General features: G+C 27.6%; 25 protein-coding genes and 2 riboswitches. Of the genes, 2 read left to right on the forward strand and 23 right to left on the reverse strand.

Translation table 11 applies throughout. The features are described 5' to 3' along the window. Positions 1-153: 153 nt before the first annotated feature. The 23 genes from K0040_RS07975 to K0040_RS08085 form a co-directional block, all read right to left on the reverse strand. On the reverse strand, positions 154-2,055 hold the full coding sequence (locus K0040_RS07975) for a molybdopterin biosynthesis protein (protein ID WP_228108390.1): 1,902 nt from the start codon (positions 2,053-2,055) through the stop codon (positions 154-156). A gap of 16 nt (positions 2,056-2,071) precedes the next feature. Then, positions 2,072-3,295 carry a molybdopterin molybdotransferase MoeA gene (locus K0040_RS07980; RefSeq protein ID WP_228108391.1) on the reverse strand — a complete coding sequence of 408 codons (1,224 nt, stop codon included), beginning with the start codon at positions 3,293-3,295 and terminating at the stop codon, positions 2,072-2,074. Positions 3,296-3,313: 18 nt separating this feature from the next. After that, the gene (locus tag K0040_RS07985; RefSeq protein ID WP_228108392.1) at positions 3,314-4,276 is read right to left on the reverse strand and encodes an aldehyde ferredoxin oxidoreductase N-terminal domain-containing protein; all 963 of its coding nucleotides are present in this window, start codon (positions 4,274-4,276) and stop codon (positions 3,314-3,316) included. A gap of 106 nt (positions 4,277-4,382) precedes the next feature. Next, a complete protein-coding gene (locus tag K0040_RS07990; RefSeq protein WP_228108393.1) occupies positions 4,383-5,228 on the reverse strand; it encodes an ABC transporter substrate-binding protein in 846 nt (281 codons plus the stop codon). A gap of 72 nt (positions 5,229-5,300) precedes the next feature. Next, the gene (locus K0040_RS07995) at positions 5,301-5,966 is read right to left on the reverse strand and encodes an ABC transporter ATP-binding protein (protein WP_228108394.1); all 666 of its coding nucleotides are present in this window, start codon (positions 5,964-5,966) and stop codon (positions 5,301-5,303) included. Positions 5,967-5,980: 14 nt separating this feature from the next. Further along, positions 5,981-6,622, reverse strand: a complete 642-nt coding sequence (locus K0040_RS08000; RefSeq protein ID WP_228108395.1) for an ABC transporter permease — start codon at positions 6,620-6,622, stop codon at positions 5,981-5,983. Between the two features lie 89 nt (positions 6,623-6,711). Beyond that, positions 6,712-7,053 (reverse strand): helix-turn-helix transcriptional regulator, encoded by a 342-nt coding sequence (locus K0040_RS08005; protein ID WP_228108396.1) that lies wholly within the window; start codon positions 7,051-7,053, stop codon positions 6,712-6,714. Positions 7,054-7,158: 105 nt separating this feature from the next. Beyond that, entirely contained in the window at positions 7,159-7,842 is a 684-nt protein-coding gene (locus tag K0040_RS08010) for a HesA/MoeB/ThiF family protein (protein ID WP_228108397.1), read from the reverse strand. 5 nt (positions 7,843-7,847) lie between these two features. Then, on the reverse strand, positions 7,848-8,072 hold the full coding sequence (locus K0040_RS08015) for a MoaD/ThiS family protein (RefSeq protein ID WP_206925107.1): 225 nt from the start codon (positions 8,070-8,072) through the stop codon (positions 7,848-7,850). A 95-nt stretch (positions 8,073-8,167) separates the two neighbouring features. Further along, positions 8,168-10,003, reverse strand: a complete 1,836-nt coding sequence (locus K0040_RS08020) for an aldehyde ferredoxin oxidoreductase family protein (RefSeq protein ID WP_228108398.1) — start codon at positions 10,001-10,003, stop codon at positions 8,168-8,170. Positions 10,004-10,171: 168 nt separating this feature from the next. Beyond that, positions 10,172-10,288, reverse strand: a riboswitch (molybdenum cofactor riboswitch). Between the two features lie 108 nt (positions 10,289-10,396). Continuing rightward, a complete protein-coding gene (locus K0040_RS08025) occupies positions 10,397-10,888 on the reverse strand; it encodes a MogA/MoaB family molybdenum cofactor biosynthesis protein (RefSeq protein WP_228108399.1) in 492 nt (163 codons plus the stop codon). A 1-nt stretch (position 10,889) separates the two neighbouring features. Then, positions 10,890-11,324: an MOSC domain-containing protein gene (locus K0040_RS08030; RefSeq protein WP_228108400.1), complete on the reverse strand. Its 435-nt coding sequence runs from the start codon at positions 11,322-11,324 to the stop codon at positions 10,890-10,892. A gap of 13 nt (positions 11,325-11,337) precedes the next feature. Further along, a complete protein-coding gene (gene moaA, locus K0040_RS08035; protein WP_228108401.1) occupies positions 11,338-12,315 on the reverse strand; it encodes a GTP 3',8-cyclase MoaA in 978 nt (325 codons plus the stop codon). Between the two features lie 48 nt (positions 12,316-12,363). After that, positions 12,364-12,864 (reverse strand): molybdopterin-guanine dinucleotide biosynthesis protein B, encoded by a 501-nt coding sequence (mobB, locus tag K0040_RS08040; protein ID WP_228108402.1) that lies wholly within the window; start codon positions 12,862-12,864, stop codon positions 12,364-12,366. A gap of 11 nt (positions 12,865-12,875) precedes the next feature. Next, positions 12,876-14,081 (reverse strand): molybdopterin molybdotransferase MoeA, encoded by a 1,206-nt coding sequence (locus K0040_RS08045; protein ID WP_228108403.1) that lies wholly within the window; start codon positions 14,079-14,081, stop codon positions 12,876-12,878. Between the two features lie 161 nt (positions 14,082-14,242). Continuing rightward, positions 14,243-14,380: riboswitch (molybdenum cofactor riboswitch) on the reverse strand. Beyond that, positions 14,379-14,954 (reverse strand): molybdenum cofactor guanylyltransferase, encoded by a 576-nt coding sequence (gene mobA, locus K0040_RS08050; protein ID WP_228108404.1) that lies wholly within the window; start codon positions 14,952-14,954, stop codon positions 14,379-14,381. It overlaps the preceding riboswitch by 2 nt. A 55-nt stretch (positions 14,955-15,009) precedes the next feature. Then, positions 15,010-16,044, reverse strand: coding sequence for a molybdopterin-binding protein (locus K0040_RS08055; RefSeq protein WP_228108405.1), 1,035 nt, complete (start codon positions 16,042-16,044; stop codon positions 15,010-15,012). Positions 16,045-16,322: 278 nt separating this feature from the next. Continuing rightward, positions 16,323-16,808, reverse strand: a complete 486-nt coding sequence (locus K0040_RS08060; RefSeq protein WP_228108406.1) for a hypothetical protein — start codon at positions 16,806-16,808, stop codon at positions 16,323-16,325. Between the two features lie 446 nt (positions 16,809-17,254). After that, complete coding sequence (locus tag K0040_RS08065; protein WP_228108407.1) at positions 17,255-17,947, reverse strand: hypothetical protein; 693 nt, start codon at positions 17,945-17,947, stop codon at positions 17,255-17,257. Between the two features lie 100 nt (positions 17,948-18,047). Then, positions 18,048-18,740, reverse strand: a complete 693-nt coding sequence (locus tag K0040_RS08070; protein ID WP_228108408.1) for a metallophosphoesterase — start codon at positions 18,738-18,740, stop codon at positions 18,048-18,050. Positions 18,741-18,796: 56 nt separating this feature from the next. Then, entirely contained in the window at positions 18,797-19,597 is an 801-nt protein-coding gene (gene yjbM, locus K0040_RS08075; protein WP_206925097.1) for a GTP diphosphokinase, read from the reverse strand. Positions 19,598-19,646: 49 nt separating this feature from the next. Continuing rightward, positions 19,647-20,558 carry an MBL fold metallo-hydrolase gene (locus K0040_RS08080; protein WP_228108409.1) on the reverse strand — a complete coding sequence of 304 codons (912 nt, stop codon included), beginning with the start codon at positions 20,556-20,558 and terminating at the stop codon, positions 19,647-19,649. A gap of 21 nt (positions 20,559-20,579) precedes the next feature. Further along, positions 20,580-21,311, reverse strand: a complete 732-nt coding sequence (locus tag K0040_RS08085) for a YkgJ family cysteine cluster protein (RefSeq protein ID WP_228108410.1) — start codon at positions 21,309-21,311, stop codon at positions 20,580-20,582. 90 nt (positions 21,312-21,401) lie between these two features. Between K0040_RS08085 and K0040_RS08090 the strand changes: the two genes are divergently transcribed. Together K0040_RS08090 and K0040_RS08095 are read left to right on the forward strand one after the other, a co-directional pair. After that, positions 21,402-21,653, forward strand: a complete 252-nt coding sequence (locus tag K0040_RS08090) for a hypothetical protein (protein WP_228108411.1) — start codon at positions 21,402-21,404, stop codon at positions 21,651-21,653. A 406-nt stretch (positions 21,654-22,059) separates the two neighbouring features. Beyond that, on the forward strand, positions 22,060-22,389 hold the full coding sequence (locus tag K0040_RS08095) for a hypothetical protein (protein WP_228108412.1): 330 nt from the start codon (positions 22,060-22,062) through the stop codon (positions 22,387-22,389). Positions 22,390-22,749 lie beyond the last annotated feature (360 nt).

Here is a 22,749-nt window from a genome sequence, read left to right on the forward strand (position 1 = left end):
TTTATATAAAAACACAGTCTTTCTTCACTTTTTAGTGTAATCGTAAATACTACATAATGTTGATATCTTTTCATACATTTAAAAATAAATAATTTATTTTTAAGTGTATGATTTGTAATTACTTTATATGTATTTTTATAAATGGTTATATTATTATTTTATTCGCACTATTTCTCCCATATTTTTTAAATTATAGCCACCTAAATTTTCAACTCTCTTTCTAAAAGATTCTTTATTTATTGTACTTAACAAATGCTCTATATATTGACTTTCTAACATATCCTCTCTCAACAATAAATCATAATTTTCCTCACAAATTGGTATAAAGTCTAAATCAAAAATATGAGCTGCCGAATATACTCCTAATCCACAGTCTGCATCTCCATTATCTATAGCTTTTGCTAAAGACATATGAGTAAATTCTTCTCTTTCATATCCATTTATATCACTTTTCTTAATATTATCTTTCTTAATAAGATAATCAAATAAAATTCTTGTTCCAGAGCCTTTTTGTCTGTTTATGTATCTCACATTAACTAAATCTTTTATTGATTTAATATTTAGTGGGTTACCTTTTTTAACTATTAAACCTTGTGTTCTTTTTACTAATTTTATTAAGACTACATTTTGGTCTATATATTTATTTATAAAAGGTATGTTGTAAGTTTCACTTTCTACATCAAATAAATGTATTGGTGATATATGACTTTCTCCTTTTTTTATTGATAATAAACCTTGGAAACTGCCCACATGAGTAGAGCTTAAGTTAAGTTTACCAAAAGATTCTTTAATCAATTCATCGTTTATAATGTCCATAACTATATCATGACTTCCTATTGATATAATAGTGTTATTAATTTTACTTATATCTTTTAATAACTCTATTTCTACCTTTTCACCTTCGTCAATTCCTTCAACATTTTGAGGTACTCTAATAACCCCGTCTGCATTTACCAAAGTAGTTATAGTACCTGCACCTCTTTTTATTGGTGTTGCCACATATTGATTATTTATTAATCCTAATTTTACTCTAACAAATTCTTCATATTTTAAAGTACTCATAACTCTTTTACTAAGTGTTGCTTCTATTATTTCTTTTTTAGCGACTTCCTTATATATGGACTTTCTAATTACAGGTTTTACGATATTTTCCATAACAACCCAAGCAGAAACTGGATACCCCGGTATTCCTACTACAGCTTTATTATTTATTTTACCTAAAATAGCCGGTTTTCCTGGTTTTATTGCTAAACCATGAATGCAGACTTCTCCAAGTTCTTGTATTATATCATAAGTAAAATCTTCTCTTCCTTGAGATGAGCCAGCATTAATAAGAACCATATCACATTCATCTAATGCTTTTAATACACTATTTTTTATTTTTTCATAATTATCTTCTACTATTGGGTATATTACTGGAGCTGCTTCATACTCTAATACTAAACCTTCAAATAATCTAGAATTAAACTCTATAATATCTCCAATTTTAGGAGTTGTGTGTCTGTCTATTAACTCAGTTCCTGTAGGAATTATTCCAACCTTAAATTCCTTAAAAACTTGTATTTTATCTATTTTGCCACTTATCATAGAACCAATATCTTGAGGTCTTATTGTATGAAAAGATGGAATAATCATTTCTTTTTCTACAACATCTTCACCTAGGCATCTTACATGTTGCCAAGGTATAGTTGGTTTAATTATTTTCACACTATTTTCTTCTTTTTCAAGTAAATCTTCAACCATAATTACTGCATCAAATTCCTTTGGTATAGGATCACCTGTATCAACTACCATATAGTCTTTACTTTCTTCCAATGTAATCATATTTTGTTCATTAGCTAAAAAAGTTGACTCTGCTTTTACTGCTATTCCATCCATTGCTGAGCAATTATAAAAAGGTGCTGATAGGTTTGCATAAATTGCTTCACTACTCATTCTATTAAGTGATTTTTCTACATCAATATACTCTGTTTCTCTAAGTTTATTAATATCTAAAAACTCACAATACTTTTCAATTCCTTCTTGTAAAGGTATATTTGACAAATATTTTCCCATGATATTCTCCCCTTAATTAAAATAAATTCACTTTTACAATTTCACCCTTATGTATACCTTCTAATTCTCTATCTATCTTTAAATATCCATCACAATATGCAAAATGTTTAATCACACTTGATTTTGCAAATATTGGTATGCATATTAATTTTCCATTTTCTTCTTTTATATCTACAGCTATATATTCTTCTCTTCCTTTTGATTTATGATAATTATAAGCAAACTCACATAAAATAAATTTATTATCTTTTTTCACATTAAATAAAGATAATATGAAAGGTTTAACTATGGCTTCTACTACAAATCCACACGAAAGTGGATGACCTGGAAGACCTAATACTAATTTATCATTAACACTTGCTACTATTGTGGGTTTTCCTGGCTTTATAGCTATACCTTCTATTAATACTTTGCTATTTGAGAATGATTGTATTGCTCTTATGGTTTCATCTTTTTTCCCTACAGAGCTACCTCCTGATATTAAGACCATATCACATTCATTAATGGCCTTATCCATTAGTTTTATTATTTCTTCTAAGTTATCTTTAGCTGGAGGATATATTATTGGTTCACATGAAATTTTACTTAGCTGTCCATAAAGCATATAAGAATTAATATCTTTTATCTTTGCATCTCTTATTTCTTCATTTGGATATAATATTTCATCGCCTGTAGAAATTATGCCTACAACTACTTTTCTATATACTGGTATACGACTTATATTTGCTCCTGCTAATACGCCTATATCTCTTTCATTAATAAGATGTCCTCTTTCATAAATTATTTCTTTTTCTTTTATGTCTTCACCTATTTCCACAATTTTATCATTTAGTGATACACCTTTTTCAATTAAAACAGTATCTTCTCCTAGTTTTTCAGCATACTCTATCATAACTACGCCTTCAGCATTAGCTGGTACCATTCCTCCAGTAGGAACATAGACTGCTTCTTCTAGGTCTAATACTTTATCACATATTTCTCCCATATAACTTTCACCTATTAAATTCAATGGTACTGGATTCGATTCACTTGCTAAAAAAACATCTTTTGCTAGTACTGCATATCCATCTACTAAAGATTTTCTAAAATGTGGAACATTAATCTCTGATTTTATATCTTGGCTAATATATCTATTTACACTATTTAAAATACTAACTTCTTCCTCTCTTAATTTAAACGAAAAGTTATCTTTCATTACATTAAGTGCCTCTTTGGTGCTTACTACATCAAATAGCTTCATATTCATCCCCCTTAAATTTTAACTTTCAGCTAACTCAATCAATTCTTGTAATTCATCCCTTGTTAATATATCTTTATTTATTAAAAATCTACAAAATCCTAATTGATCAAATATATTTTCTTCATTTTTACTTTTATTTTTTAAATTAGGCTGTACTTTATATTGACTTGGATTTTTTATCATCTTATGGGCTAAGTTATAAATATCTTCTTCTTCAAAAAAATTGGCAAATGTAATACTATCCATACCATACTCATTACATAAATCATCAATTTCTTCAGCTTTTTTCTTGTCTATTCCTTTTTTAATGAGTTTTTTTATTGATGTACTTTCACAATTTATATTGCATCCATAACAACTATTTTCATCTGAAAAATATGAAGTTAAATCATCTTTATTTAATCTATCATTTATTTTCCTATTAATATTATTTAAAATAATTTCGTCCTTAAATTTTAAAACTTCCCCTTTTTTTACTACAATAGCTTTAAGATTTTTATCTCCCATAATTTTGCCTAGGCCATCTTTACCACAAGATTTTTTTTCGCCAAACATTATTTTTGAAAAGTCTAGTTTACAAGCTCCCGCTGTAGATATGCTACATACCTCTATATCATCTTCTCCTAGCATTTTTTTTATAGTTTCTTTACTATCCTTATAGTTCATAAAAAAAATATCTTTAGCATCATAAATTTCAACAAAATCCTTGTTAATATAAATAAATACAGGTGAGTATGATTTACCTTTAATCTTCACAAGATCATAATTATTACATTTTAAATAATGAGAAAAAAATCCACCGGCTTTTGATTTTATGTCATTTGAAAAAACTTCAATTCTATTCACACCTATAATATTATATCCACTTAATAAAGATGTAGAAAAACTTAAATCATCCTTTTCACTTGTTTCTCCATGATTGTTTATATACTTTACATTCGTTTCTTTACTTTCTAAATCTACTATTAACTGTCTTCTCAAATAATCCACCTCTACAAATATTTATTATAAATATAATATTCTACTTTTATTAAAAAAACCCTGTCTTTAAATGTAGAAATTTAAAGACAGGGCTCTTATTTATATATTATTCAAATACAAAGAATAAAGGTTCACCATATTTTTTCACACCATACTCTTTTATTTGATTTTGTACATCTTCTGACTTATAGTACTCAACTAATTTATTTGTTATCTCCTCTTTTTCTTTATCTAAATCGCTTATTGTTACTATGCTATAAATATTTTTCAAGCTATTATCTGCATCTTTCACTACTTCTAAATCTAAATTTTCTCTAGTTGCTAAGAAAGTACCTATATCAGTTAAGCAATATGCTTTCATTTCACTTGCCATTTGTAAAGTGGCTGCCATTCCTTTACCTACTTCATTGTAGTTTTTAAAGTTATTTTTTGTTCCACTTTCTTTCCATAAACTTTTTTCTTTAGTATGAGTTCCTGATTCATCCCCTCTTGACACAAATGCTAAATTATTATCACTTATGTATTTAAATGCTTCTGATGCACTTAATTTAGATATTTTTTTGTTATTTGAATCATCCTTTGGACCTACTATTATAAAATAGTTATACATTATTTCAGTTCTGTCTATTCCATATCCTGCTTTTATAAATTCCTCTTCTTTTTGCTTAGCATGAACAAATAGTATATCTGCATCCTTTGACTTTCCAAGCTCTAAAGCTTCCCCTGTACCTTTTGCAACAACATTTACTTTTACCCCATTTTCTTTTTCAAATCCTTTTAATGTTTCCGCTAAAAATCCTGTATCATCTAAACTTGTTGTTGTTACTAATGTTATTTCTTTTACTGTAGATACTTCTTCTTTGTTTGTATCATCAGTACTTGTAGAAGAACATCCTACCATAAACATAGAAATCATCGTGGCTGCTATAATACTTACTATTCCTCTCTTCATTAAAAATCCCCCTTAAACAAAAAATTTTATCTATAGAAAAATCATAAAAATTTATCTATCCGAACAATTTAATTACAAGATTCTCTTAAAAAATTCTACAGAGTTATATATTCCCACCAAATCTAAATTTTCCATAAATATAATTTTCTCTCCAATTTTTCTTGCTTGTATAAAGTCATGTGTAACTAATACAACAGCTCGATTTTCTTGTTTCAATAATTTAATTTTCTTTTCTACAAGTTCCCTTGTTTCAAAATCTAAACTTGCCATAGGTTCATCTAATAAAATATAGTCTTTATTTAATAATAAAGTCCTTATAAATTGTGCTTTTGCTTGTTCACCCCCGGAGAGTTTTTTAATATCTGTTTTTAGTTTATTCTCCAATTTAAACTCACTTATTAATTTATTTAGTTGGTTCTTATCTAGTAAATTTTTATTTTGGCTATATTTATAAATATAATCAAAATTTTCTTGTAAGGTTCCTCTTAAAAAACAAACTTTTTGAGGATTATATGATATGTAGCTTTGACATACTTCCGAGGAGAAGCCCTTTGACTCTATATCTATTTCTCCATTATCATAATTCGTAAGATTGTATAGTATTTTTAATAAAGTACTTTTACCACTTCCATTATGACCTATTATAGTATAAATATATCCTTTTTTAATTTCTAAATTATTTATTCTTAATGGTTTTTGATATTTTATTTTTTTCTCTATATTTTTTATTTTAATCATAAACCCACTCCAAGCTATTCATCTCTTTGTAATCTTCTAATAAAATAAGTAGACAAAAATGAAATAGATATTAGTATTGCTGCAATCATTAAAGATTCATCAAAATTACCCATTGATGTAGACTGCGCTATATATGTTGTCATCACTCTAGTTTTGCCTCTTACATTTCCTCCTACTAACATTACTGCTCCCACTTCTGATATCCCTCTACTAAAAGTAGCTATAATCACAGTTATGATATTATACTTTATTTCTCTGATAAATATAATAATCGTGTCTTTTTTACTCGCCTGAAGTATCTTACATGTATCTAATATATCCTCCCCAAATTTTTTTAAGAAGTCTAGAGTTAAACTCATACAAATTGGAATTAATAAAAAAACTTGAGCTATTATCATAGCTTTTGATGTAAATAGTAATTGGAATTCTCCTAAAGGACCTCTTCGTGATAACAGCAAAAATACAATTAATCCCATAATAACTGGCGGAGTACTCATTAATGAATTTACTACTGTTATAACTGCCTTCTTAAAAGCAAAATTATTCAAATATATCAATATACTTAGAAATACACCTATAATAATAGCTATACATGTTGCTGTTACTGTAACATATAAGGATCTAATTACAATTTCAATTACTTCCATCATTTCCATTGGGATACCCTCTCCTGATTATAAATAGTACTAATATAATTATAACACTATATTTTCGCTCTCCCAACAATTGCATACATTTTTTACCATTAACTCCTACATGACTTCATATATTCCAAAGGAGTTATTCCATAGATTTTTATAAAATTTTTATTTAAGTGACTTAAATCATAAAATCCATATTTATCTACTAAAGTATTAATATCTATTCCAATATACAGGTCATTTTTTACCCCTTCAACTTTACAATCTAATATGTACCTATAAGGAGTTACACCCACTTCTTTTTTAAATATTCGTAAAAAATAAAATTTAGATAAGTGTATATACTGACAGATTTCATCTATTGTCAATTTCTTATTTATGTTATTATTTATGTACCCAATAGATTTGGTAATATATGGATTACTATATGTTTCAACATCTAACATAATTTAAATTTATACTCCTTTCTTTATTAGACTGAAAGTTGCTAAATTCGTTAATATTTTCTATATTGTAAAATAACCTTAGTTTTTATATAGTACAAATATTAATTACTTTTCTAAATTAATAATATTAAACTCATTATATAAAAGATCTACAACAAGCATTTGATTTTGTAAAATATCACCTTTGGATAATAAAATTTTAATAACCTCACTAACTTGGATAGATGCTATATTTGCAGGAGTAAAAGAAGGATTCCCTAATTTTTTTTCTATACCTATGGAATTATTTCTATATATCCTGTTTAATGTATCATCTCCAGGCATAATCGTACATATTTGCCCAAACCATCCTGCGATAGCTCCATGAACTAAAGGAATTTTTAGTTTTTTACAATATTCTTGCAATAGTAACCTACTTTCTATACTGTCTAATGCATCAACTACTACATGATGATCCGAAATTATATTAATTCCATTATTTTCATTAAAACCATCTTCAATTACCTTTACTTTAACATTATGATTTATACTATTAATCCTTGTTTTAGCTTCTAACACTTTACTATGCCCTAAATTTTTTTCATTGGATATAATCTGCCTATTTAAGTTGCTTTCATCGAAAACATCCATATCTACAACTGTCAAATTTCCAATACCTATTCTCGCTAACATTTCAATTATATACCCACCAAGACCACCACAACCAACAATACAAACTTTAAAATATTTTAACTTTTCATTTTCTTCAACCGTCAACGTAGAAATATTTCTTGAGTATCTTTTTTCCATTTATTTTAACCTCCTCCAACAGGTGGAAATAATGAAATAATATCTCCATCATTTAGTAACCTATCACTTGCTCCATCTCTACCGTTTAAAAGCATAATGGCTACTTCTTTTTCATCTATATTCAGTAGATTAATAATATCTAAAATACTTGTATTTTCGATAATCGTAATCTTTTGCTTTTTTTCTCTTCCTTCTCTAAAAGTTGCAAATAACCTTACTTCGACCTCCATCTATTCATCTCCTTAAACAGTAATAACCCCTAACACAATTAGGGGTTATTACCTTAAATTATAGTCCAAGTCTGTCAATTTATAATATTAAAAAACTAGCAAGTTGCTCCAGCTTCAATATTACCAATATATTCGTCTAGTCCTAACTTCTTAAGTGTATCTTCAGTAGGAACTCCATCTTCATCCCAACCTCTCACACTATAGTACTCAGGTAATAATATATCTAATTCATGTATTTCACCTTTTGTTGGACCAGCTACCACAGGATCTTTTAATAATCTCTCTGGTAATGTGTCTTGAGATTTATCTATTCCTGCTTTTATGTTAAATATTTTTTCTAATGTCCATATTCTATCTCCTGCTTCTAATAAAGTTTCTGGAGTATATATATCACCACAAACAGCATTATACATTTCTGTATAATCATTTAATCCCAGTCCGAATGTTGTAAATATACATAGTCCCATAGAATCTATTACTGCAGTTAAATCATGGAAAACTTTAGCATAAGCTGGTTTTCCTTCTAATTCTAATCTATCTAATTTTTCTGGTACACCTAATATTTCTGGATTTATCATATATCCTTTAATATGACATCCACCTCTATTGTTTACTGCATAAGTTATACCATGACCTTTAACTCCTCTTGGGTCATAAGCTGGTAATTCTTGCTTCTTAACTGTCATTGCATATTGAGTAGCATTATAGCTTTCACATAATCTATATGAGCCTTCTGCTAACTTATCTCCAAATCCTTCTCTAAGACCCATTTTCTTAGTCCAGCCCACCATAGCATCTACGTCTCCCCATTTTAGAGATAGCCCGTCAGCTACTAATTCTTCATCTTTTATATATCCTCTTTGATACAGTTCCATTGCAGCAGCTATTGTAGCACCTGCTGATATTGTATCTAATCCATATTCGTTACAAAGCTCATTTGCTTCATTTATAGCATCTAAATCATAAATATCACAATCTGAACCAAATGACCATAGAGTTTCATACTCTGGTCCTCCTACCTCTCTTCCGTCTTTTAATCTTACCCATCTACCACAAGCTATCGGACATCTATGACAAGGATTTTTCTTAACTAAGCAGTTTTGTGTCATAGCCTCACCACTTATTAAATCAGCTTTTTCAGCATATGATTCTTGGAAGTTTCTAACTGGATGTATACCACTTTCGTTAATTATATTAACTAGAATAGCTGTACCATAAGTAGGTAAACCTCCGCCAGCAACTGGGTCATTTTTTAATATGTTTACTTTATCGGAATTAACTTTCTTGACTAATTCTGCATCAGCCACATCTACTTTTTTACTACCTTTGACAACAACTGCTTTTACATTTTTAGAACCCATAACAGCTCCAACTCCACCTCTGCCTGCTGCTCTATCAACATCATTCATTATAGCTGCCATAGGTGATAATTTTTCTCCTGCTGGCCCTATACACATTACATTTGTCCCAGGATGAACTTCAGTTAATGCATTTGTTACTTCTGAGGATACCATTCCCCAGTATTTTGAAGCATCTTTAATTTCTACTGTTTCATCATCTATATATAAGTAAACTGGTTTTTCTGATTTACCTTCCATTATTATCATATCGTACCCAGTTGATTTAAACTTAACTCCCCACTTACCACCTGAATTTGATATAGCTATTGTGCCTGTTAAAGGTGCTTTTGTTACAACCATGTATCTTCCCGAAGTTGGCATTGGTGAACCAGTTAAAGGTCCTGTAGCTATAATTAATTTATTTTCTTCACTTAGTGGATCTACTCTAGGGTCTACCTCATCAATAAAAGTTTTTACTCCTAATCCTCTAGCTCCGATATACTTTTGAGCTAGTTCTAAGTTTAACTCCTCCGTCTTTACTTCTTGATTAGAAAAATTAATTCTTAGTACTTTTCCAACATATCCATTCATAGTGTTATCCCCCTTAAACTTAATTAATAATTTTTTAAACCAGCTGTGATTTCAATATGTTACTTACTAAAAACATAAAATAAAAAACCATCATCCAAAAAGTATTATAATACTTCTTAAATGATGGTTATTTCCATACAAATAAGTTCTATTTGGAAAATAGACAGTATTATAATTCTACTATCTCCTTTCCATTGGGAGGCATAAAAATTTCTAATTATACCCTACTGTTTTACTAACCATAGTTAATCCTTAGGTTTGGTAAAATCGGAGAACTTTATATTCACTTTATACTTTAAATGTAGTATATATATTTCAAATTGTCAATAAATTTTGAATCTTTATCAAATATTTTCCCATGCATTATTATCACAATGCTAACATATTCAAAATTTATTTTGTTCCACATTCACTAGCTGATCCTTTTAATATATCAATCCCATGATTTAAAGCTGGCATTATACACTCCATACTTTCCTTTACAGCTTTTGGACTTCCTGGCATATTAATTATTAAAGTTTCTTTTCTTATAACTGATACACCTCTAGTAAGCATAGCTTTTTTTGTAAATTGCATACTATAACTTCTTATAGCTTCTGGTATACCTGGTACAATTTTTTCTGCTATATCTAGTGTTGCTTCAGGAGTGTTGTCTCTTTTAGAAAAACCGGTTCCTCCAGTGGTTAAAATTAAATCTACAATATTTTCATCGCATAATTGTTTCATCTCACTTGAAATCATATCTTTATCATCAGGCAAAACCTTATAATAAACTACTTTGTATCCAAAGCTAGACACTATTTCTTTTATTTTTGGACCACTTTCGTCTACTCTTTCTCCCTTAGATCCTTTATCACTCGCTGTTATTATTCCGACTCTATACATATTATTCTCCCTTAATTACAATTTCATCGCCTGGTTTTATTGTTCCGCCATGCAAAACTCTTGCAAATATACCTTCTCTTGGCATTATGCAGTCGCCCATTTTCTTAAATATCTCACATCCATTGTGACATTTCTTACCTATCTGAGTAATTTCTAAAACTACGTCATTACATTTAAATATTGTTCCAACTGGAATATTCTTAAGATCATACCCTTCCACGACTAAGTTTTCTCCAAAAGCTCCTGACTCTACACCAGCACCTAGTGCATTAAATGCCACAACCTTTTCATACGATAATAAACTTACTTGTCTATGCCATTTTCCAGCATGAGCATCATCTTGTAATCCAAAATCTTCAATGAATATTCCTTCATCTACACTCTTCTTTTGTACTCCTTTTTTTTCACTCAAACATACAGCAATAATTTTTCCCATTGTTAATCTCTCCTTATCCCCCAATTTGTACCATATTTTTATTATCTATATTTTCTAAATTGCTATCATGATAAAAGTTATGTCCTAATGGCTTATTTCTTATGGCATGATATATCATGTTTTCCAACTCTTTATCTGTAATATCACTTCTTATTGGTGCTTTTAAATCTATACCTTTATTATAATGCAAGCATAATTTTAAAAATCCATTAGCTGTAAGCCTTACTCTATTACAAGTTTCGCAAAATTCATTGCTAATAGCACTAATTAAACCTATGTATCCTTTAAATTCATCATTTTTATAATATATTGCTGGACCATTTCCTCTCTTCTCTTTTACTTTTTTAAATGAACCATATTTATCTTCCAACAGACCTAATATTATTTCATTTGATATTCCTGTATAGCTTTTACCATAACCTATGGGCATTAGTTCAATAAACCTTACGTCTATATTGTCATTTTTAGAGTACTCTGCAATTTTAACTATCTCATCTAAGTTATGTTCTTTTATAGCTAAACAATTTATTTTTACCCTTATACCTAGGCCAATAAGCTTGTTTATGGCCATAAATACATTTTCATACTTATCACGTCTTGTTATCTTAAAAAATTTATCTCTATTTAAAGTATCCAAACTTACATTAACCGCATCTATTCCTGCTTCATACAATTGATCTGCCATTTCGTATAATAGTACACCATTTGTAGTTATAGTAACTTCATCGATTCCATCTATTTTCTTTATTTCTTTAATTAAATTAATTATATCTTTTCTTACTAAAGGTTCTCCTCCCGTAATTTTAATCTTTTTAATCCCTAAATTTGCAATACATTTACAAATTCTAATAATTTCATCATATGATAAAATTTCTTCATGAGAAATATTTTCTATCCCTTCTTCTGGCATACAATAAACACACCTAAGATTACATCTGTCTGTTACTGATATTCTCATATATTCTATTTTTCTATTTAGTTTATCTATCATAAACATCCCCCATTTATAGATTAAAATATTTATTTATAAATTCATTTACTACCCATAGTTATTCATATAGTCTAATATTTTTTCAGTTATTAAATCTATATTATTTAGATCTATTAAGTTATAATTTCCATCTATAACATTTAAATCTGATAATATTCCTATTAAGTTTTTCTCATTACATACAGGTTTATTTGAATTATATTTTCTTACAATTTCTAATTTAGGATAGTTAGAAGATTTAAATCCTTCTAAAAATATAATGTCCGCTTCTGGAAACATCTTGATAAAAAAAGTTTCCTCTACAGATTTTTCTTCCTTTATTACCATAAATCTATTATTTGAAAATATAGCAGTACCAAACGCTCCAGCCTTTTTGTGTTTATATGTATCTGTTCCAACTTCATCTCCTTGAAAATCATGTCCATCATGCTTAATTGTTGCAACCTTATAACCTTTATCACAGAACTTCGGTATAAGCTGCGTAATTAATGTAGTTTTACCAGAATTTTTACATCCGCAAATAGCAATTAAAAATGGTTTATTAGTCATATTAGCCTCTCCTATATAAGTATAATATCTACTTCATCTCCTTTTAGAAGTTGTTTCGTTCCAGGTTCTATATCTATTAAACAGTTACATCCTAACATAGAAGCCATCATACCCGGAGAATGTCCACCTTTGGGAAGACATACTTTATTATTTTTATAAATCCCTCTTACAATTCTCCTTCCTTTACTTTCTTTTAAAAAATTATCTTTCATAATAGATTTTATCCTTATCTGCTTTAAATCTTCATCTCCACTTAATTTATATATTAGTTCTTTTCCCATTATTTCGAAAGTAGCTATGGCTGCAAAAGGATTTCCTGACAAAGAAAGTATTGGTTTATTTTTGTAAATAGAATATATTGCAGGTGTTCCTGGTTTCATTCTTACTCTCCAAAACAACCTTTCGGCATTTATTTTCTTTATAACTTCATGCATTATATCCTTTTTACCAACAGATACGCCTCCTGTAGTTATTATCACATCTACTTTATCTATCAAATTATTTATTTCTTTACTTACCTGACAGACTTCATCTTCTATAATTTTAGAACTAACTATTTCACATCCAAAGTCCATAAGTCTCATCGAAATAGTTATTCTATTACTATCATAAATTTTACCTTTAAATAATGGTTTCCCTGAGCTAATAATTTCATCTCCGGTGCTGATTATTCCTATTCTAGGTTTTCTTTTTACTAATACTTCTGTAATTCCCATAGTAGCTAGTAGACCAATATGTATGTATGTTAATTTTTCACCTTTAGAAATTAACTTGCTTCCCTTTTTTACATCCTCACCAGCAAAACAATAATTTTCATATTTTTTTAGTTCATCATAAATTTCCACTTCTTCCATACTGTAATTAGTATTCTCTTGTCTAATTACACAATCTGCTCCTTCTGGAATTTCTGCACCTGTCATTATTCTAATTGCTTCTTTTTTTTGTATTTCAGTATTTATATTTTCTCCAGCAAAAATCTCATCTACAACACGTAATTTAATAGGATTTTTTTTGCTTGCACCTACAGTATCCTCTGACCTCAGTGCATATCCATCAAGAGGTGACCTATTAAAAGGTGGTTGATTTATGGGAGCATAAATATCTTCTCCTATTATCCTCTCTCTACATTCTTCTATCTTTATTAACTCTGTATTATTTATTTGATTTACTGACTCTTCTATAACTTGCAAAGCAAACTCTAACTCAATATTTTCCATAGATAATCTCCTTCTGATACAAATTAAAATTTATATAATTTACTTATAACTTATAATACAACACATTATGTTTAAAGATTTTTATACAACTAAAAAAACTATGTCCTCTTGTTATTAAAAAGAAAACATAGTTAAACAGAGCTAAAGCTATAAATATATCCTTAACTAAAAATAAATTCTCTTTTCAAACAATGGAAGGCTAGCATGTTTCCATACTAACCCGAGATAAATATAATTTACCTGGCTAGATATCATAGATTGTTATCCTTAGATGTGTTAGCTTGAGAATATTAAATTTTATTTATTATAATATCTAATTAACTGGTCATATTCCTCTGGTGTATTAATATTTTTAAAAACATCATCTGATAGGTTTGTATTTTCTAATGGTATCTCAACAAAATTACTATTACGAATTAATTTTAAAGGTTTATACTCCTTGCTATTTATCAGTTCCTCCATAAAATGAATAACATTTTTTGAATATATAGCTCCTAAAGGGTATAATAATCTATCCTTAGAAAAAAGTACAATATCTACATTTTTTCTCATATTTAACCGTAATTCATTTATTAAATCCTTATTTATAAATGGCATATCACATGCTGTTATAAATAAATAATCTTCTTTGCATTTTTTAAGAGATGAATACATTCCTCCTATAGGACCAATATCATCATAAGTATCTACTATGACTGATAATCCCATTTCTTCATATTTTTTAATTTCTTCTGAAGAAAATCTTTTGTTAACTGATAAATATATAGTAGAAAAATCGTCTAGGACACTTACTATTCGTTCTAAAAATGTTTCCTCATCTATTTTTAAAAGTCCTTTTATATTACCTCCCATACGTGTATTTTGTCCACCCATAAGTATTAAGGCCCCTATGTTCACAGTATCACCTCTATATTTCTATTATAAATTTCTATATTCCTTTACCGAATCCACAATTTGGATAGTTGCAAACATCACAATTTAAACATAAACCACCTATACCTAATCTGCTTAAGTCATTCTTAGTAATTATTTCATCTGCCATAATACGAGGCAAAATTAAATCAAATATAGTTCTTTTTGCATACATAACGCATCCTGGAAGGCCAATAATCGGTATTAATTTATCAACATTTTTATAATAGGACACTAACATCATTGCCCCTGGTAGCACTGGTGCCCCATAACTAATAATATCTGCACCTGTGTCTTTTATTGCTTTAGGTGTTTTATCATCAGGATCAACACTCATTCCTCCTGTACATAAAACCATATCTGCACCTTTTTCAATAAATTCTAAAATTGCATTTGTTATATTTTTAGGATCATCATTCACAATAGCTTGTCCAAGTACTTCCACATCAAACTCTTCTACCTTTTCAGCTATTACAGGTCCAAAAGTATCTTTTATTCTCCCATAAAATACCTCATTACCTGTCGTTACAATTCCAACTTTTTTATGTACAAAAGGCTTAATACTAAGTATAGGTCCATCACAGCATAATTCTTTTGCTTTTTTCATTTTTTCTTCTTCTATTATTAATGGTATTATTCTTGTTCCAGCTAATTTATCTCCTTTTTTAACAGGAAAATTTTGATGTCTTGTTGCTATCATCATTTCACCAAGAGCATTTACTTCTCTAAGTTTATCAACATTTATTTTAAACAAACCATCTATACTTGCAGAAAGTTCTATTTTTCCTTCTTTTACATCTGATTCTTCCATATATTCATTTTTGCATATATCTTTTAATATAATTGCTGCCTCATTCTCATGAAGCATTCCCTCTTTCTTCTCCCAAACATATAAATGATCTTTACCTAAAGATAATAAAGTGTCTATATCCTCTTCTTTTACCACATGTCCTTTTTTAAAAGCGACTCCCTTTACCTTATCCTTAACTATTTGAGTTATATCATGGCATAAAACATGGCCTACAGCATCTTTAGTGTTTATCTCCTTCATTAATTCTCATTCCCCTCTATAAATTTATAACCCCTCTGTTAATTCCTATTTTTACGTATAAAAAAAGACAGATTGTTAATTCATATTTTATATATACTAAGCAGAATATATAGAATATTTATAATCTGTCTAAATTTTACTTTTCTAAAAGTGTCTTTTAGGTTCTTGTTAAAATAATCTTTCTAAATAAATTGTAATTATTACAATTTTCATTGTCAATTTAATAATTTAAGTTTGTAAAAATAATCTAAAATATTAGATAAAAACTATCATTTATATTAACAGTAGTATTTAGATGCCCCTGCTAATTGTCTTTTTGAAATAATTTTAGCCAAATTCTCTAAAACAGCAATAGTTGTTTCTTTAAAGCTGACAACAAATACAAACTTAAAGTCTGTAAATTCATCGTTAATGCTGTAAATATCACAACAGCATCTTATATTATCTACTAGATATATTTCTTGCAGTTCCGCCTCAATTTCATCAGTAGTATCTTTTAGGAAGGCTCTGACATCTTCAAAGAATAATTCGAAAAATGATTCATCTATTTCACCAGCAGATTCTTCAATAAGTTGTTTTGCTAACTCTTTTGAAAATATACTTTCAGCAAGCTTACAGTCAAATACCATTATACCTTTTTCATTTATAGTATTTGATATATCCTGTACAAAATCTATATCTTGTCTGATTTCTAATATGTCTTTAACTTCCCTACTATTAACATTAAACTTACCTTTTTTATTCTTTAATTTAAGTTGTATCATAATCTTCGCCTCCTTTTCTAATAATTAAAACTTGATTACATACTATTAATTATCTTTTAGATGTCCCAATTTTTAATCTTAGCTCTATTGTCATATTTTATGTCTTTATTATAATTATACCATTACCCATTCTTAAATTAACTGTAAGTTATTTTAAAAATTAGTTTTTACAAGCACATAATATTTTTAACCATTTTACCTTATCTATTTTATCATTACTCTCTAACATATCTATTTATATGTTAGCAAATAATCCTATATTTATGAAAAAATAATTATATCATATAAATAAGTATAAATCAAAAGGACAGTAATAACTATCTTATTCTGCGTAAAAATTAAATACTATTAATCAAATATACATTGCTACTATATTATTTAATACATTTAATGTGTTATTTTACAAAAAACCTATGATTATATATAAATAACCATAGGTTTTTTAATTACTCTTCTTTAATTGTTTCTTTTAATTCATTAATCTTATTTTTAAAACTTGTAATTTCCTTATCTGATAACTTTAGATACTCAGTTATCTTATTGATATAAATAGGGTTTTTTGTGTCTATTAAGTTTGATGAGCTTTCCATTGCTAAAGTTCTTAGTTCATAAGTTTTTCTAACATTTACTTTTGCTCTGTCTAAAATTTGAGTATATTCATCTTTAGATAAGGTTGGTACTTTCATATTATCGTATATTTCTACCACATCTTCACACATTTCTTTTGCATAAACCACATCGTCTTTTATTTGTGTTAAATTCTCCAACCCTTTTTGCAAATTATTAGTGTAAGGAAGACATTCTCTCATAGGTATTAAAGCAATTCTTTCAATTGAATAAATATCTTTCTTAAATTCGTCTATTTTTTGCAAATCTGATTTTTTTATATCTTGTTTATTATAAATAGTTTGTATATTATGTTGATCTAAATAAGTTTCTAACACTAAGTCATCTTCAAAGTCTAAAGTATCTTCTAAAACCCTAAGACCACTTAAATATATATTTGTGATTACCATTGTTGTCGATAAAACAATATAAATACTTCCATAAATACAGGCTCTTTTAAAACTTTTATAATTTTTAAATAGCACTGTAAGTGGTATAAGATATAAAAGTATGAATACTAATATCCATCTCATTTATTAACACTCCTTTTTAAATTAAGTAAAATTGCCAATATTAACCACTTAATTTATTTCTTGACATTATGTTTTATAGTATTTACATTTTTCTAATTTCTTACTCCATTATTTTTATTGGTTTAAAATCTATATAATCACTTGAAGCCAATATATACTCCACATTATTTCTTTCTCCTTTTAGACCCATTTCAAAGGACTCTGTTCCATGAAGGTGACCATATACAACTTTTTTAACCCTGTACTCTTCAAAAATCTTTGTGAACTCTGATTCTTCTAGTTTGTCATTAGTCGGTGGATAATGAGTTATAACTATTAACTCTTCACAACCATCTTTTATAGCTGCTTCTAAGGACATTTTCAATCTTAGTTGTTCTCTTTTATATATTTTTTCATCATTGTCATCAAATTTCACTTCATTGGGGCAAAGCCATCCCCTAGTACCACAAATTCCAATATTTTCGTATTTGTAATAACTATTTTGTAAAAAAGTAATTTTTTTATAAGCTGATTTTAATTTACTTAGTGATGACCACCAAAAATCGTGATTTCCTTTGATAAAAATTTTCTTACCTGGTAAATTATCAATTATATCTAAATCTTCCTTTGCCTCTTCCATATTCATAGCCCAAGAAGTATCCCCTAATACTAGTACTGTGTCGTCTTCTTTTATAATTTCTTTCCAATTGTCTATTATTTTATTTTGGTGATTGTCCCAGTTATCTCCAAATATATCCATAGGTTTATTTACCGATGTGGAGAAATGTAGATCACCTATTGCATATAAACTCATACTTTCATCCTTCCTTATTTTAAAAAGCTGCCTTAAATTAATTAAGACAGCCCCCACTAATCATTTCTTTTTTTATTTTTATAATACTGTAGTATTTCTCCTATTTCTTCTTTCAATGCTACAATTTCTTTAATATCTCTTTGACTATCTATTCTATCAAGCCTTCTTTGATAGTTTATAGCTCTACTAATTTCCCCTAAATCATATAGCTCTTGTATCTTTCCTAAAACTTCTCTAATTGTAAGTGACTTTGCTTGATACATAACTTGAGCTTTCATTATTTCTTCTCGAATTTCGCTCATTTCTTGGTCTAATAAAAATGCAGCATCTGCAGCTCTTCTAAGTCTATTGGCTACATCTTCCGGTATGTAATGTTCATATTTATATTTTAAAGAATGCTCTATAGTTGCCCAAAAGTTCATGGCTAACGTTCTTATTTGAATCTCGCATAATATTTCTTTATACCCTGCTATAGAGTTAATCGGATAATTAATTATAACATGATAACTTCTATATCCACTATCTTTAAAGTTAGTAATATAATCTTTTTCGTATACTACAGTCATGTCAGTTCTTGATTTTATCAAATCTACTAAAGTATATATGTCTTCTACAAACTGACACATAATTCTTATCCCAGCTATATCTTCAATTTCTCTTTCAATATCTTCAGCTTCTAATCTGTTGGCTTTAGATATTATGGATGATATTTTTTTTGTCCTACCTGTAACAAATTCTATAGGAGAATACTCACCCTTTGTAAGAAACTCTTTTCTTATATTTTTAAATTTTATTTTTAGTTCTTCAACCGCATGTTCGTAAGGAGCTAATACTTCATCCCATTTTTCATACTTCATATTATTCACCCTTTATACTAGTTTCAAATCATATATATTTTAACATAATTTATGCTTTTTTAGAATAATAAAGCATTTCTCCCAGCTCTATACTATAATTTATCTGATTTAAATCACATAAATAACTAATTATAGATACTATACTACTTCTAAAAAAGTGATACTCCGTATAATTGCAACTTAAATTATTATTAATTATTATATTTTTTAATATATCATCTATAGTCATAGGTAATTTTAACAAGTCTTTCACCTGACTCACATATTTATTAATTGCATTTCTATGAGCATCTATAATACTTTGGCTATCTGATTTTGAATAAATTTCTTTGCCATGACCTAAAATCATAAATTCAAAATCCATGTTTTCTATTCTATCAATAGAATTTAAATATTCTTCTACATCATATAATAGAAGTAATTCGAATTTATTTAATATGTGAATTCCTACAAACAAATCTCCTACAAATAAAACCTTATCTTGCGTTAAAATTCCAATACTTCCTTCACTATGTCCTTTTAGTTTAATTATCTCAATTTTTTTATTATTTAATACTAGATTACCTTCTTCAATTGTATCATCCACTTTAGTTGAATTGTTTTTTTCTTCAGATACTTTAAATTTCCAAAATTTATTAGCCTTTCCCCCCACAGTATAATCTGCAAATTTCCTAGGATTGTCTATAAATATCTTAGCTTCTGAAGATGATAATATTTGGATATTATTGTCAAATTCTTTCAGTTTGCTACATCCACCATAATGATCCCCATGCTCATGGGTATTAATAATATATTTTATATTCATATTATTTGCCTTTAGCAGGTCCATCATCTTACTTGGCCTTATTCCTCCAAGACCTGGGTCTATTATCAAGGCCTTATTATCATCTAATTTAATTACACCTGTATTTGTTCCCCCCTTAATGTAATAAGTGTTTCCATTTATATTTGTTAATTTCACTTATCCCACCTGCCAATTCTTTTATTTGATTAGTATTCTTTTCAGTCTACTTATTGTTCTTTTTGATGTATCTCTTTCCTTAGAAATCCTTACTTTAATATTATAAGACATGTTTTGGTCTAATAGTGAGTCAATAAAGTATTCTACAACCCCTCTATCTCTAAATTCTATATCAATCACTCCCTTTGAAAAAAGCCTAGAGTCTAACACCATTATATTATCAGCAAAATTTAATCTTTCACTTTTAGACAAATATCTATTTTCTGGCATAAATTCTTCACAATATTTTATTTTGTAATTTACTACTTCATCACTTATATTAATACCATATTTAACTTTCATAATATTTTTGTACTGTTTATTTTTATCTGTCACATCTTTTAGATTTTTATTATAATCTTCTTTTTTCCAATGACCAAATAGCCTACAATTTAATGGTCTTACTTCATAAATTTCACATCTATTATTTCCATCTTTGAAAGGACAACTTTTCTTTTCTATAAACTCTAAAAAATAATAATCTATTATTTTATCAAGAGATTTTTTTCTTAGTTCATTCTTATCTTGTAAATAGTTAAATATATTTAAAAATTCTATTAAATTAATTCCAACAGATTCCATACAGCAGTTTCCACAGCCTGTACAATCACCCTTTGGTAAAGTATCATATATATTATTAAGCTTTTCAAATAGTTGATTTTTTTTAGCATAATCTATGCTTTTTAAAGTATCTTTATTATTTATACTAGCCATTGTACATTCTCCTTGTTATAATTATTAGGTTAATACAAAAACTTATTATATCACATTTATTACTATAAATTGTAGGAGGTATCTTACTAAATGAACAGATATACAAAAATTATTAATATGATGGAAAGTTATTTCACTAAGGATTTTGATAAGGCTAAAAAAGGAATAACTAAAACCAGAGAAGTAAAAGAAGAAACTGTTAAAAAAGCTTTCTTAAAAGGAAACACTGAAGTTTTAGTTATATTTGAAGATTCTGGACGTGAAATACTTATTGATGATTTTTCTTCAGATGAAGATATAAAAAAATATTTAGGAGCTTCTTTCATAAATCCTAAAAGATAATCAAAATTCCGAAAGTTATCATACTTTCGGAATTTTGATTTTTAATTGGAAAAACAAAATTATGTGGAATATCAATATGAATAACAGATTATCCATATAATTAAATGGATTTTTTTATTTTTCATGTATAAATTTTCATTTCAAAGACAATAATATTAATGTAATTTAAATATTTAACTCAATCTCCCCCAATATAAGCTTTCATTTCCCCAGTGGAAGCTACGTTTTTTGCTAAATAGAGAAGAATAAATTTATTCTTCTCTATTTTTTTATTAAAACCGGTTTATGTTATTATTTTAGCAATCATTAAGTATATAAATTAAATTTTTGTTGATAACTTATGATAATATAATTTATATTGTATACTAAGCATATGAATATAAATACTTATTTGAGAGGTGAAACAATGATTAAAATAGGAAAATTAAAATTAGATAGTGATTTCGATTACAGAATAATAAGAGAAGAAGATAATGATGTAGATTTGTATATAGATATAAATTATAGATGTGTAGATATAAATGTTGGTGAATCAGAAATGTTTAACTCTAGAATTCAATTCCCATATGTTAGATCTATTCTTCTAAGAATCAATAAAGAAGACCACTTAATGACAGTGCATCTTATGAGAGATATAGATTTATTTTCTGCTTTTGCAAACTTTGAAGTAGATTTTTCTAATAGCATTTTTAAAATTAAAAACCTTCAAGAGAAAGTTATTATAAGTAAAAATTAAGGGGAAAAAATTAAGGGGGCCTTAACAGGCCCCTATTTTTATTTATTTCTTTATTTATAATTCAATTGTAATACCAAAATTTTCTCATGTCAAGAAATTTTCTGAATATTTTAAATTTTTTGTTTATATGTATTATTTTTTTATATATATTGATAAATTTTTAACGTTAATATTTAATAATTTATCAATTATTTGTTATTACATCTATAATAATCGACAATAATAAAATTATCATCTATTAAGATTATTGTCAGTGTTAACAAGATTTTGATATAATTATTGTTATATAAAATAATATCACATATTAATTTCCATATGTGATGTTAATAAAAATACAATAAATTAATTACTATTCGTAAT

It is taken from the genome of Terrisporobacter petrolearius (assembly GCF_020748185.1).
In the GTDB taxonomy this organism is placed as follows: Bacteria; Bacillota; Clostridia; order Peptostreptococcales; family Peptostreptococcaceae; genus Terrisporobacter; species Terrisporobacter petrolearius.